At 70.3% G+C, this 12417-nt stretch carries 15 protein-coding genes; 11 read left to right on the top strand and 4 right to left on the bottom strand.

The window, feature by feature from the left end; genetic code table 11:
* The first annotated feature begins 28 nt into the window (after positions 1–28).
* From J2W45_RS16390 to J2W45_RS16375, 4 genes are all read left to right on the top strand, one after another.
* Positions 29–340, top strand: coding sequence for a zinc-binding dehydrogenase (locus J2W45_RS16390; RefSeq protein WP_310133980.1), 312 nt, complete (start codon positions 29–31; stop codon positions 338–340).
* Complete coding sequence (locus tag J2W45_RS16385; RefSeq protein WP_310133978.1) at positions 337–1044, top strand: helix-turn-helix transcriptional regulator; 708 nt, start codon at positions 337–339, stop codon at positions 1042–1044. The genes J2W45_RS16390 and J2W45_RS16385 overlap by 4 nt, the downstream gene beginning before the upstream one ends.
* Before the next feature lie 75 nt (positions 1045–1119).
* Positions 1120–1494, top strand: a complete 375-nt coding sequence (locus tag J2W45_RS16380) for a VOC family protein (RefSeq protein ID WP_310133974.1) — start codon at positions 1120–1122, stop codon at positions 1492–1494.
* A 33-nt stretch (positions 1495–1527) separates the two neighbouring features.
* Complete coding sequence (locus J2W45_RS16375) at positions 1528–2115, top strand: DUF1349 domain-containing protein (protein ID WP_310133972.1); 588 nt, start codon at positions 1528–1530, stop codon at positions 2113–2115.
* 113 nt (positions 2116–2228) lie between these two features.
* Here the strand turns inward: J2W45_RS16375 and J2W45_RS16370 are convergent, their stop codons facing one another.
* From J2W45_RS16370 to J2W45_RS16360, 3 genes are all read right to left on the bottom strand, one after another.
* Positions 2229–2696 (bottom strand): hypothetical protein, encoded by a 468-nt coding sequence (locus J2W45_RS16370; protein ID WP_310133970.1) that lies wholly within the window; start codon positions 2694–2696, stop codon positions 2229–2231.
* A gap of 433 nt (positions 2697–3129) precedes the next feature.
* Positions 3130–4119, bottom strand: a complete 990-nt coding sequence (locus tag J2W45_RS16365; RefSeq protein ID WP_310133967.1) for an NAD-dependent epimerase/dehydratase family protein — start codon at positions 4117–4119, stop codon at positions 3130–3132.
* Positions 4116–4556, bottom strand: a complete 441-nt coding sequence (locus J2W45_RS16360) for a MerR family transcriptional regulator (protein WP_310133965.1) — start codon at positions 4554–4556, stop codon at positions 4116–4118. The genes J2W45_RS16365 and J2W45_RS16360 overlap by 4 nt, the downstream gene beginning before the upstream one ends.
* Positions 4557–4661: 105 nt before the next feature.
* Here J2W45_RS16360 and J2W45_RS16355 point away from each other — a divergent pair, with 105 nt between their 5' ends.
* The 7 genes from J2W45_RS16355 to J2W45_RS16325 all read left to right on the top strand — a co-directional run bounded on the left by J2W45_RS16355 (position 4662) and on the right by J2W45_RS16325 (position 11336).
* Positions 4662–5483: a DUF1684 domain-containing protein gene (locus J2W45_RS16355; RefSeq protein ID WP_310133963.1), complete on the top strand. Its 822-nt coding sequence runs from the start codon at positions 4662–4664 to the stop codon at positions 5481–5483.
* Complete coding sequence (locus J2W45_RS16350) at positions 5480–6565, top strand: LLM class flavin-dependent oxidoreductase (RefSeq protein ID WP_310133961.1); 1086 nt, start codon at positions 5480–5482, stop codon at positions 6563–6565. The genes J2W45_RS16355 and J2W45_RS16350 overlap by 4 nt, the downstream gene beginning before the upstream one ends.
* Entirely contained in the window at positions 6562–7923 is a 1362-nt protein-coding gene (locus J2W45_RS16345; RefSeq protein ID WP_310133958.1) for an NtaA/DmoA family FMN-dependent monooxygenase, read from the top strand. Before J2W45_RS16350 ends, J2W45_RS16345 begins: the two co-directional genes overlap by 4 nt.
* 110 nt (positions 7924–8033) lie before the next feature.
* Positions 8034–8681, top strand: coding sequence for a dihydrofolate reductase family protein (locus J2W45_RS16340; protein ID WP_310133956.1), 648 nt, complete (start codon positions 8034–8036; stop codon positions 8679–8681).
* 140 nt (positions 8682–8821) lie between these two features.
* Entirely contained in the window at positions 8822–10258 is a 1437-nt protein-coding gene (locus tag J2W45_RS16335; RefSeq protein WP_310133954.1) for an FAD-dependent monooxygenase, read from the top strand.
* 84 nt (positions 10259–10342) lie between these two features.
* Entirely contained in the window at positions 10343–10885 is a 543-nt protein-coding gene (locus tag J2W45_RS16330) for a GNAT family N-acetyltransferase (protein WP_310133951.1), read from the top strand.
* 136 nt (positions 10886–11021) lie between these two features.
* Positions 11022–11336: a hypothetical protein gene (locus J2W45_RS16325; RefSeq protein ID WP_310133949.1), complete on the top strand. Its 315-nt coding sequence runs from the start codon at positions 11022–11024 to the stop codon at positions 11334–11336.
* Between the two features lie 58 nt (positions 11337–11394).
* On the opposite strand, the gene J2W45_RS16320 is transcribed toward J2W45_RS16325, so the two are convergent.
* The gene (locus tag J2W45_RS16320; RefSeq protein ID WP_310133947.1) at positions 11395–12372 is read right to left on the bottom strand and encodes a G1 family glutamic endopeptidase; all 978 of its coding nucleotides are present in this window, start codon (positions 12370–12372) and stop codon (positions 11395–11397) included.
* Positions 12373–12417 lie beyond the last annotated feature (45 nt).

Here is a 12417-nt window from a genome sequence, read left to right as displayed (position 1 = left end):
GGCCGGGGCGCGTGCGTCCCGGCCCTCCGTGTTCGCGGACGCCCCCGCAGCAGAGACCACGGCCGCTTTCGCCGCGGCGAACATCCGCTTGGCGCACATCATCGTGCAGCCGGACTCGCGGTCCCTGCACGAGATCGCCCGGTTGCTCGACGCCGGACGGTTGACGGTCACCGTGACGCGCACCTACCTGTACGGCGAGGTCGCCCGTGCGCACGTCGACCGGGAAGCGGTGCATCCCGGCGGCAAAGCCGTGCTGACCTTCCCCGCTCGACTAGAGCCGGCCTTGTTGCCGACGCGCGCACAGCGACTCGACATTGTGGAAACTAGGGTCGAGATGTGAATCGCACCGACCGTCTCTACGCACTCGTCGAGGAGCTCAGGGCGGTGGCTCCGCGCCCGAGGAGTGCCCGGTGGCTCGCCGACAAGTTCGCTGTCAGCTCCCGGACCATCGAGCGGGACTTGTCGGCGTTGCAACAGAGCGGGGTCCCCATCTGGGCAGAACCCGGCCGCACCGGAGGCTACTGCCTCGATCCCGGGCACACGCTGGCGCCCTTGGGGTTGACGGTCGACGAGGCACTCGCCGTCATAGTCGCTCTGGGCACTCTGGCCACCAGCCCATTCCGCGATGCGGCCACGTCGGCGCTCCGTAAGGTCGTCGCCGTCACAGACGATCGCAGCCTCAGAGAGACGGCTGAGCTAGCGACCCGCATCCACCTGCTCGGCGAGCGCAGGCCGAATGACGCGCCGCGCGAACTGGCCGACGCACTGCGAACCGGCCAGGTTCTACAGATCAGCTATACCGATCGCAACGGCGTCGCGACCTCGCGAAACGTCGAACCCATGGGATTCGTCGGAAAGGGCAGCGACTGGTATTTGATCGCCTGGTGCCGGCTGCGCGACGGCGTGCGCGCATTCCGAGGCGACCGCATCACCGAGGCGAAGCCTACGGGTGAGCGACCACCGCGGCGCCCGCTGCGCGTGGAGGATCTCGGCATCGTCGAGGGAGAACTCCGGATGGTCGGCGTGAGCGAAAAAACGCCCTAAACGCCGACAGGACGTTGTCGCGCGTCCGGCCCATCCTGAACATGTCGAGCCGAACGGCCGGCCGAAAGGAAGACCATGGACCTCGCATCGATCCGCATCATCACTCACGACGTCGACAGGCTCGTTCGTTTCTACGAAGCCCTCACGGGAACTCTCGCTGCGCGTCCGGCTCCCGTCTTCGCGGAGTTCCGAACGGCCGGCGGCACCCTCGCGATCGCGAGCACAGCAACCGTCGCGATCCTCGGCGACGACGCCCCGAAACCGGGCAGCAACGACACGATCATCGTCGAATTCCTCGTGACGGACGTCGACGCGGAGTTCGCTCGACTGCACGAGGTGATCGAGGACATCGTGCTCGTGCCGACCACGATGCCCTGGGGGAACAGGTCCACCCTTTTCCGCGATCCTGACGGCAACCTGGTGAATCTCTTCTCACGCCCCGCCCCCTGAGACCGATCGTTGTGGACCGATACATTCGATGACATGACCGACATCGACTGGAACTCAGGCACGTGGACGACCGAGCCCGCCCACGTGGTGGTGGCCGACGACGGGATGCGCGTCACCGCCGTGGAGGGAAGCGACGCCTGGCGCATCACCTCCTATGGTTTCGTCCACGACACGGAGCACGCACTCCTCACCTCGTTCGATCAGGACACCGCGATGGAGGTGTCGTTTCTCCTCGACTTCTCGGCTCAGTTCGACCAGGCCGGCATCTTCGTCAAGGTCGACGACAGCACCTGGACCAAGGCTGGTGTGGAGCGCAGCGACGGCGAGGACAGCCTCGGCGCGGTCGTCACCCGCGGCTTTTCCGACTGGTCACTCTCGCCGGTGCCCGGCTGGCATGGTCGGCTTGTCACGATGCGTGCCAGTCGGTCTGGTGACGCCCTGACCGTCCGCGCCCGAGTGGACGACGAACCGTGGCGCCTTGTGCGGGTGGCGCCCCTCGACCCCGGCGCCGCAGTGACCGCGGGCCCCCTGTGCTGCTCCCCGTCGCGGGCCGACCTCACCGTCCACTTCACTGCCTGGCGGATCGGGCCGGCGGACACGAGCCTGCATCCTGACGCCTGAGGCGTGGGCAGCCGCGGCGGTCGGTCTGTGCGGCGCGAACCGATTCGTGCGTACCTCGACCTCATGCTCGCCAGTGCGCCTGCCCGGAGGCGGATCCTTGTCTGACCGGTCGTCTAAGCGCCGAGGTTGTCGAACTCTCGCCGCAGATACTTCGGAGCCTGTACACGCCACGCCTCCGTCACGAGTTCCACAAGATGGTCTTCCTCGATGCCGGCCATTCGGAAGGCGACCTTCGGCTGACCCCAGGGGGTTGTGGTGCGCAGGAACACGTCGGGCGCCATTTCGATAAGAGCCAGCGCGTCCATTCGGTCGGCCACTTTCACCCCGACGACGAGCTCGGCCGCGACTATCTCGCGCATGTCAGCGGGGACGCTCGGCCAGGGATGGCACTCCCACGCATACGGCTTGCCGCGAACGAACCACGCAGCACCGCCCGTCGTCGCTCGCTCCTCGCTACCGGGCAACACGGCGGCGGTCCGGCGCAGGTCATTGAGAGTTGCCACGGCTTTGACCGTAATTCGCACCACCGACACGAAAGCACGAGGCAGCAGTCGGCGATCCGTGATCAGCGGCAGAGCCACGGTCGAGTATTGGGAGGGCGATCATGGCTACGTCTTTGATGCCGCCTGGGGCGTGGATCCAGGAAACCTCTATGTGCCTGCGCCTGAGGATTGGGAAGCTACGACTCCTGAGTGGATGAACGGTCGTCGCGACGAGATCGTGGCGCGCTTAGTCGCTTTCTCTCACCACAATGTCGTCGAGCTTGCACCCAGCGGCGGCGAGCTGTTCCCCTGGCGACTACTGACTGCTTGATCCACTCCACCCACGCCCGCAGGCGGATCCTCGAGCGCACGGCGTTCGGCGTCACCGCGGCAGTTCCTGACTCCCGCAAAATGCCCGGTGGAGGGGCGCCAAACGTTACACGCTCGCTGCGCCCCCCTCTGCCCTGCCGATAGGCCGGTAGGAGGTGCTGCCAGCGACCATGCAAGTTTCAGCACCCCACCGCGATCCGGCTCAGGCCTCGGCCGCAACCAGCGCCAGGTCGCGGAGGCTCTCGGCAGTCTCGACGATCGTCTCGACAGCCGGTCGCGGACGGAAGCCCAGTTCCTGCTTCGCACGCTCGTTGTGGATGACGAGGGGCGTGGGCTCGTCGCCGGGCACCTCCGCCGTCGGGACGCGCGAAGCGAAGGAGCCGAGTTCGGCGCGCAGCGTGTTCGCCACATCCAGGAACGTCATCGTCGGGCCGTCGGCCAGCAGCAGGTACCGCTTGCCCGCCGCCCCCGGAGTCGCCATCGCGGACAGGTGGGCCGCTGCGACGTCGCGGATGTCCGCGATGCCGAACCGCTGGCGCGGGACCGCGGTCATCGTGCCGTCCAGCATCCCGGTGAACACGGCCAGCGACGAGCGGGCGGAGGCGGTCAATGTCGGACCGGCGATCCACGTCGGGTTGAGGGCCACGAGCTCGAGGCCGTCCCCTTCCCGCTCGACGAAGTCCCACGCCGCACGCTCGGCCACCGCCTTCGACAGCGGGTAGGCGGGCAGCCCGGGCGTCTGCGGGTCGGTCCAGTCGGTCTCGTCGTAGTCGCGGACCGGCTTGGGCGAGTAGCCGACGGCCGCGAACGACGACGTGAGGACGACGCGCCGGGCGCCGACGTCCCGGGCCGCGCGGAGCACCCGCAGGGCTCCGTCGCGCGCCGGGATGAGCACCTCGTCCCGGTCCGCGGTCTGGATCATCGGGGACGCCGTGTGGTACACGTCCTCGATGCCGGCGAGAGCGGCGGCCCAGCCGTCGTCCTCGGTGAGGGATGCGGCGGCGAAGGAGAGGCCGCCGTCGTCCACGCCCGCGCGGCGGACGGCGGCACGCACCTCGTCCTCCCGGTCGAGGGAGCGGACGGTCGTGCGCACGGCGGCGCCGGTGGCGAGCAGGTCGGCGAGCACTCGCGTGGCGAGGTAGCCGGTGCCGCCGGTGACGAGGACGGTCGGGGTGGTGGTGGTGCTGTTCATCGGAAGGTCTCCTCGAGTAGGGGAAGGATGGAGTGGAGCTCGGTCTGCGCCTGGGCCTCGGCGTCCGCGTCGGAGCGCTCGCGCGCATCCCACAGGGCCGCCTTGACCCGCAGATAGTCGAGGTGGATGCGGAGCGTCGCGATCTGCTCCTCGACGCGTTCGGTGTGGCGGAGCAGGATGTCGCGCTGCTCCCCCGCCGCCGCGTGGCCGCGTCGGCGGTTCGCCTGGTAGGTGCGCATGTCCTCGATGCCGACGCCCATGGCGCGCAGGCAGGCGAGCACCTGCGCAGCGTCGAGGTCGCCCTCGCCATAGCGGCGGTGGCCGCTCCGCTCATCACGGGCGATCGGGCCGAGCAGGCCGACCTCCTCGTAGTAGCGCAGCGTCGGCTCGCTCAGCCCGCTCTGCCGGGAGACGTCCTGGATGGTCAACGTGGTCATGTGCCCATCAGAACAGACTTCAAGCGCTTGAAGTCAAGCGCGACCGTTACGGGACGTGTCGACGGACCTTGCCCGCCGCCCGGGGCGGTCCGTTACGGTCCACGCATGACCATCGCATCCGACATCACGACGACCGGCTTCGAGGACGCTTGGCGCGCCTGGCACGCGGAGCACGAGGCCGAGCGGGCATCCGCTCACGGCTTCCTCGCCATCACCGCCCTGCACTGGCTGACCGCCGAGCCCACGCGCTACGACGGCCTCCCCGGAGCCTGGTCCACCTCCGCCGACGGCCCGGTGGTCCTGCTCTCCGACGGCGAGAGCCTGGAGGTCGACGGGCGGACCATCACCGGCGAGGTCGGGTTCGGCCCCATCCCGGAGCGCGGCGGACTCGTCGCGAGCTCCGGCGATACCGTCATCGAGATCGCCAAGCGCGGAGGATCCGACCTGCTGCGGCCGCGGCACCCGCAGCATCCGACCCGCACCGGCTACGCCGGGACGCCGTCCTACGAGCCGGACCCGCACTGGGCGCTGCCGGGGCGCTTCACGCCGTTCGACGAGCCTCAGGATGTGACGGTCGGCTCGGTCGCCGAGGGTCTCGAGCACGTCTACTCCTCCCCGGGAACGGTCGAGTTCGAGCACGACGGCGCGACGCACCGTCTGACTGCCTTCAACGGCCCGACCCCCGGCTCGCTGTTCGTGCTGTTCACGGATGCGACGAGCGGCGTCACCACCTACCCCGCCAACCGGTCGCTCGCCATCGCGGCGCCGGACGCCGAGGGACGCGTCGTGCTGGACTTCACCCGAGCCGTCAACCTCCCCTGCGCCTACACGGAGTTCGCTACCTGCCCGCTGCCCCCGGCCGGCAACCGCCTCCCGTTCCCGGTCGATGCCGGCGAGCGGCTCCCGCGGAAGGGCGGCCTCCGATGAGCGGCTTCATCCTCGGCGTCGAGCTGGACGGTGACGGCGCGCATCCCGCCGCCTGGCGCGCGAGCGCCCACGCTCCCGCGGACGTCCTGAGCGCCCGCGTGGTGGCCGAGCGGGCGCAGACCGCGGAGCGCGCGGGATTCGCCTTCGCGTCGTTCGCGGACGCTGCTCTGGCGCCCGAAGCCCCGGAGGGTGTGCGTGCCCGCCTCGACGCCGTGCAACGGGCCGCCTTCGCGGCGCCCCTCACGAGCGCGATCGGCCTGGTGCCGGAGGTCGGCACCGTCTACACCGAGCCGTTCCATGTGGCCACGCAGCTCGCGTCGCTCGACATCGTGTCCCGCGGGCGCGGCGGCTGGGTCGCCACGGCGACGGACGACGAAGGGACCGCGGCCCTCTACGGACGCCAGGGGCAGCCCGGGAAGCCGGGCGACGCCGTCGAGGTGGCCCGACGGCTCTGGGACTCGTGGGAGGACGACGCGGTCATCCGCGACGCCGCCACCGGCCGCTACCTCGACCGCGAGCGGGTGCACCACATCCGCTTCGCCGGGGAGGACTACGCGATCACCGGCCCGTCGATCGTGCCGCGGCCATCGCAGGGCGCCCTGCCGGTCTTCGGTGCCTCGGAGCTGGCAGGGACCGCCGAGCTGGATGTGGCGCTCGTCGAGGCGTCGGCGGGAACCGGCGACGTACGCGAGCTGACGGAGCTGGCCGCGCAGACCGCCCGCCCGCTCCGCGAGGCCGGGCTGCTCGTCGTGCTCGACCTCGACGTCGCACTCGACGCGGCGGGCGTGACCGCCGCCGACCGCATCCACGCGCTCGATCAGCACACCCCGTGGCATTCGAACCGTGGCCGCTATACCGGCGATGCGGCCGGGCTGATCGAGCTGCTCGCCGCACTCGCCTCCGTCGTCGACGGGGTGCGCCTCCACCCCGCGGTGCTCGATACCGACCTCGCCGAGTTCGCGTTCGCTGTCGCTCCGTCCCTCCGCCGCCAGGTGCCGCTCGCCGTCCCGCGCCCGGGCGACACCCTCCGCGACACCCTCGGCCTGCCGGCCGCCGTCAACCGTTACCAGGAGTCCGCATGACCGCACCGACCGTCCTCCGCTTCGGCGTCTTCTTCCAGGGCGTCAACTTCTCGACCGTGTGGACCGAGCCGGAGAGCGGCTCGCAGACGGACTTCGAGAGCTTCCGCCGCCTCGCGCAGACCGCCGAGCGCGGCCTGTTCTCAGCGTTCTTCCTCGGCGAGGGGTTGCGGCTGCGCGAGCACCTCGGGCGTCTGCACGAGCTGGATGTGGCCGGTCGCCCCGACGCGCAGACCCAGCTGGCGGCCCTGGCCGCGGTCACCTCGCACATCGGCCTGGTGGCCACGCAGAACACGACGTACAACGACCCGCTCGACCTCGCGCACCGCTTTGCGAGCCTCGACCTGATCTCGGGAGGCCGCGCCGCCTGGAACGTCGTCACCACCGACAACGCGTGGACCGGCGAGAACTTCCGCCGCGGCGGGTACCTCGACCACGCTGACCGCTACCGCCACGCCGAAGCCGTCGTCGAGGCGGCGAAGGCGCTCTGGGATGCCTGGCACGCTGAGATCGCCTCCAGTCCCGACGCCGCGGCGTGGTCGGACGCCGTGCCGTCCGACGAGGTGGAGGCGCGCACCGGCCACTACACGGCGCGCGGCCGCAGCCGGCTGCCGCAGAGCCCGCAGGGGCGCCCGGTGATCTTCCAGGCCGGCGACTCGGCGGAGGGACGCGACTTCGCCGCCCGTCAGGCCGACGTCATCTTCTCCGCGCACAGCGCCTTCGACGCGGCGCAGACGTTCGCCGCGGACATCCGCCAGCGCACCCTCAAGGCGGGGCGGCCCGCGGGCGACGTCAAGATCTTCCCCGGCCAGGAGTTCATCCTCGCCGACACGGACGCCGAAGCGGAGGAGAAGGCGCGCTGGGTGCGACGGCACCAGGTGACGCCGCAGACCGCGATCGCCTTCATCGAGAACGTCTGGGGCACCGACCTCAGCACCTTCGACCCGGACGGTCCGCTGCCCGGCTTCGACCCGGTCCAGGAGGTGACCGGCGAAACCCGCGGAGCGGGCTTCCGTGCCGCCCAGGCGAAGGCGACCGCCGACGCCTGGCGCGAGCGGGCCGAGGCCGAGGGTCTCTCCATCCGCGAGCTGGTCATCGCCCTCAACTCCGGGCGCGGGTTCGTGGGCAGCCCGGCCACGGTCGCGGCGACGCTGCAGCGCTACGCCGACGCGGGCGTCGTCGACGGCTTCAACATCACCCCGTGGCTCGTCCCCTCCGGCCTCGACGACATCGTCGACCGGCTCGTGCCCGAGCTCCAGGAGCGCGGGATCTACCCGACGGAGTACGCCGGGAGCACCCTGCGCGAGAACCTCGGGCTCGAGCCGGTCGCGGTCCGCGAGGACCGGAGGAGGACGGCCTAGGGCCTGCCGTGTCCGCCGACCGCCATAACGGCCGAGCCGTCCCGTGTCGGATGACCCCACTAGTGTGAGCGCAATCGGGCGCGATCGCGCGCCCGGCAGGAGGGAGCCCCATGACCCGCGTCCGCATGGACCTGTTCGTCTCGCTCGACGGTTACACGCCGTCACCCGAGGACCCGCCGGGCAACCCGATGGGCGAGGACTGGGGGCGCCTGACCGAGGCATACGTGGCGACGCGAACCTTCCGCGAGAAGGTCTTCGGCGACACGAGCCGCGCCGGCACGACCGGGGTCGACGACGCCTTCGCATCCGCCTTCTTCGAGGGCGTGGGCGCCGAGATCATGGGCGCGGCGATGTTCGGGCTTCACTCCTTCCCGGATGACCCGGACTGGAAGGGCTGGTGGGGCGACACCCCGCCGTTCGGCACGCCGGTCTACGTGCTCACGCACCAGGCGCCGAAGGAGCCGATCGCGATGGACGGGGGCACGACCTTCCACTTCCGCGCCGGCGCCATCGAGGACGTGCTCGCGGAGGCGACCGGGGCCGCCGGCGACCTCGACGTCCGCATCGGCGGCGGCTACCGCACGGCGCAGGCGTTCCTGCGCGCCGGCCTGGTGGATGACCTGCACCTGCAGGTGGCCCCGATCTTCCTCGGCCGCGGCAACCGCCTCTGGGACGACCTCGTAGGCCTCGACCGGACGCACACCGTGACATCGCAGGTGGCCGAGAGCGGCGTCATCCACGTGGTCGCCAGGCGCTGACCCGGCTCCCCTACCGGCCTTCCCGCATTTCCAGGATACCGGCCGGGCGGGGGCTTGCCGCAAGGGCCCCCTCATCCACCAGAATGGCTGGTCGCGCGCGGAATCGTGACGCGTGATGCGAGGCGGAAGGTGGGATGCGCATGGGTTCGGAACAGTTCGACGTCATCATCAGCGGCGGAGGCCCGACCGGGATGATGCTGGCGAGCGAGCTGCGCCTGCACGACGTGCGGGTGCTGGTGGTGGAGCGGGATGCGGAGCCGACGACCGCGGTCCGCTCGCTGGGGCTGCACCCGCGCAGCGTCGAGATCATGGACCAGCGGGGGCTGCTCGACCGGTTCCTCGCCGCGGGGACCCGGTACCCGGGCGGCGGCCGGTTCGCCGGCATCCCGAGCCCGCGTCCCGTGGAGCTCGACACGACGCACGACTACATCCTCGGGATGCCGCAGCCGGTCACCGACCGTCTGCTCGCCGAGCGGGCGGCGGAGCTGGGCGCCGACATCCGGTGCGGCCGCGAGGTGACCGGATTCGAGCAGGACGCGACGGGCGTCACGGTCGAACTCGCCGGCGGCGAGCGCGTGCGCGGCGGCTGGCTGGTCGGGTGCGACGGCGGGCGCAGTCTCGTGCGCCGGAAGCTCGGGATCGGGTTCCCGGGCGAGGCGGCGACGACCGAGTGGATCCTCGGCGAAGCCGAGGCGACGGCGCCGGCGGACGAGATCGCCGCGACCTCGGAGCGGGTGCGCGCGACGCACCGCGGATTCGGGATCGGACCGAGCGGCGACGGGCTCTACCGGGCGGTGGTGCCCGCGGCGTCCGTGTCGGAGGATCGTACCGTCGCTCCGACGCTCGAAGAGTTCCGCACGCAGCTGCGCGCGTACGCGGGGACGGACTTCGGCATCCACGCGCCCCGGTCGATCACACGGTTCACGGATGCCACGCGGATCGCCGAGCGGTACCGCTCCGGTCGCGTGCTGCTCGCGGGCGACGCGGCGCACATCCACCCGCCGCTCGGTGGCCAGGGGCTCAACCTCGGCATCCAGGATGCGTTCAACCTCGGCTGGAAGCTCGCCGCCGAGGTCCGGGGCTGGGCGCCCGCCGGCCTGCTCGACTCCTACGAGAGCGAGCGCCGGCCCGCCGGGGAGGAGGTGCTGACCCTCACCCGCGCGCAGAGCGAGCTCATCTCACCGGAACCCGGCCCGCAGGCCGTGCGCCGCATCCTCACCGAGCTCATGGACATCGACGCCGTCGCCCGCACCCTGGGAGCGAAGGTCGCCGGGATCGCGGTGCGCTACGACCTCGGCGACGGGCCGGAGCTCGTCGGACGACGGCTGCGCGACATCCCTCTCTCGTCCGGCCGGCTCTACGATCACCTGCACGACGGTCGCGGCCTTCTCCTCGATCGCACCGGCGGCCTCTCGGCGGCGGGGTGGACGGGGCGCGTCGACCACCTGCCGGACGCCGGGGCCGATCTCGATGCGCCCGCCGTGCTGCTGCGGCCCGACGGTCACGTGGCCTGGGCGGGCTCCGAGCAGACCGAGCTGGACGAGCGGCTGGCCCGGTGGTTCGGGCCGCGGGAGTAGCGCCGCCCGCCGCTCGCCGCCCGTCGCTCGTCGCTCCTCGCCCGTCGCTCCTCGCCCGTCGGTGGCACGCGCTAGCCTGCGACCATGTCGATCGACGTCCTCCCCGCCACGGGGCACTGGGACGACTTCGCCACGTTCATGGTTCCCCGCAAGCCGGGCGGTGGAGGATGCGTCTGCATGTCGTACCGCGACTCCCGCCTCGACATGCCGGGCCGGATCGCCTACATGCACGACGAGTGCCGGACGGAGCCGGGCCCGGGCGTGCTGGCCTATCTCGACGGGGAGGTCGCCGGCTGGTGCTCCGTGGCCCCGAAGTCGACGTATCGACGGCTGATGAACTCGCGCACCATCCCGCACCTCGACGAGGAGCACGACCCCTGGTCCATCGTCTGCTTCGTGGTGCGCGGCGGCTTCCGCAAGCGCGGCCTGATGCACGACCTCCTCGACGGGGCCGTCGCGCACGCCCGCGACTCCGGGGCGGCGATCGTCGAGGGCTACCCGGTCGACACCGGCGGCGAGAAAGTGGATGTGATCAGCGGCTACGTGGGAACGGTCGAACTGTCCATTCCTAGCCACCAGGACTCCCCACTGCTCTCACAGCGGTCATCCTGTGCTTGCTGCAAGTGAGCCGTCTGCGGAGAGGTCCAGATTTACTTGGAGGGTAGTCGCGCATCCGCACGGGCTCGGTCTGCAGGGCGCCTGCGTCGGCGTTGCCGTGCTGCGGGTGTGGAGGATGCTTTTTCCGGCCGTCGTAGCGTCGACCGTGACCGGATACGACGACGCCGACGGGGTGGATGCGTTGATGATGCGCAGGGGCCACGCCGCGGGGGAGTACTTCGAGCCGGTGTTGATGGTCGAGCATTCAGTCCCGAAGCAGACGGTGAGCTCGGTGTCGGGGTGGGCGCTCGCCCAGTCTTTGGCCGTAAAGTTGAGAGTCGGGCCGGCCGGGACGGCGGATCCCGCGCAGCTCACTGTGGTGCATCCGGTCAACGCGAGGGAGAGAGCGAAGGCGAAGCTGAGGAGCGCGGCCGCGCCTTTCTTGCAGTGTGCTCGCACGGCCGCGCTCCTCTCCGCTTAGTGATGCTGGGCGAGCCTACGCCGATCGATCGTGACGGCGTGATGGCTCGGCTGATTCGTTATCCCAATCGATACCATTGGTCGGAGAAGGACGCCCCGTCCGAGGACAACGATCCCGGCGCGGCCAAGGTCTGATTGGCGGTGTTCACCATCGTGACGGGGAATGCGTTGGACGAGCCTGCCGTGTAGGCCAGCTGCCCGTTTGGGGTGAGCTGGAATGCCGCTTGGGAGATCGTCACGTTGCCGAAGTTCGGCAGGGCAGGGTATCCACCGGACGCGAGCGTTGGCCGCTCGACGACCCACTCCGCGCTGCCGGTAGGAGCTGGGGAGGATTGCGTTCCGGTGAGGCACGTGTTCTGGGTGTAGTCGCAGAGTGCGAACGAGGCAGTGCTGTTGGACCAGCTGACCGTCGTGGCCAGGCTATCTCCCGGATTCGGGATGAGATTTGTCACCAGCTGCATCTGCTCTTGCGGGAAGACTTCGAACCAGAAGTAGTCCTGTTGTAGATAGCTGCTGCCGCTGGCCTGGTCGAACTGGAGGGTTCCGTCCTGGATGAGCTGGCATTGGTCGCAGTACCCGCCGAGGCCGGGCCAGATGACGCTCTCTGCAGAGTTGGTGCCGCTAGGCAGGCTAACCGAGGGCTCGGTCCACGCCGCCTGGACGTAGTTGGGCGTGAATCCCGTGGTCGTCACGTATCCCGACCAGTTGAGGGTCTGCGCGCCCGCGGATGCAGGTTCGAGCGTCGGGTGTGGGCGAGCGTGCGCCTTGCACGTGATCGTGGATAGCCAGTGCACGTGGCGGGCAGCCGCTTCCTTGAACAACGGAGTGTCCGTAGACAGGCCGACGTCGGTACCAGAAAGTGCCTGCCCTTCCCGCGCCGGCGTGTGGAGGGTGATCGGCTGTCCACAACCGGTTTCTGTGTGATTCGACACCGTTGGAGAATCCGCCGCATTGGCTGGGGCCGCAGCGAGTGAGAGGGCAAGAGCGAGAGTGAGGCCGCCTGCGAGGCTCGCCACTGAACCAAGTGTTCTCTTCATAGGCCAGACGCTACGGTCTACCCCTCACGGCCGGAAGTCATACGA

Source organism: Leifsonia shinshuensis, assembly GCF_031456835.1.
GTDB classification, from domain to species: domain Bacteria; phylum Actinomycetota; class Actinomycetes; order Actinomycetales; family Microbacteriaceae; genus Leifsonia; species Leifsonia shinshuensis_C.
Note: the sequence above shows the minus strand (reverse complement) of the source record. Positions and strands in the feature narration are given on the sequence as shown.

Coding starts and splice junctions, on each gene's coding strand:
- J2W45_RS16380 (WP_310133974.1), top strand. CDS start 1,120: ATGGACCTCGCATCGATCCGCATCATCACTCACGACGTCGACAGGCTC.
- J2W45_RS16375 (WP_310133972.1), top strand. CDS start 1,528: ATGACCGACATCGACTGGAACTCAGGCACGTGGACGACCGAGCCCGCC.
- J2W45_RS16365 (WP_310133967.1), bottom strand. CDS start 4,119: ATGAACAGCACCACCACCACCCCGACCGTCCTCGTCACCGGCGGCACC.
- J2W45_RS16360 (WP_310133965.1), bottom strand. CDS start 4,556: ATGACCACGTTGACCATCCAGGACGTCTCCCGGCAGAGCGGGCTGAGC.
- J2W45_RS16355 (WP_310133963.1), top strand. CDS start 4,662: ATGACCATCGCATCCGACATCACGACGACCGGCTTCGAGGACGCTTGG.
- J2W45_RS16350 (WP_310133961.1), top strand. CDS start 5,480: ATGAGCGGCTTCATCCTCGGCGTCGAGCTGGACGGTGACGGCGCGCAT.
- J2W45_RS16345 (WP_310133958.1), top strand. CDS start 6,562: ATGACCGCACCGACCGTCCTCCGCTTCGGCGTCTTCTTCCAGGGCGTC.
- J2W45_RS16340 (WP_310133956.1), top strand. CDS start 8,034: ATGACCCGCGTCCGCATGGACCTGTTCGTCTCGCTCGACGGTTACACG.
- J2W45_RS16335 (WP_310133954.1), top strand. CDS start 8,822: ATGGGTTCGGAACAGTTCGACGTCATCATCAGCGGCGGAGGCCCGACC.
- J2W45_RS16330 (WP_310133951.1), top strand. CDS start 10,343: ATGTCGATCGACGTCCTCCCCGCCACGGGGCACTGGGACGACTTCGCC.
- J2W45_RS16320 (WP_310133947.1), bottom strand. CDS start 12,372: ATGAAGAGAACACTTGGTTCAGTGGCGAGCCTCGCAGGCGGCCTCACT.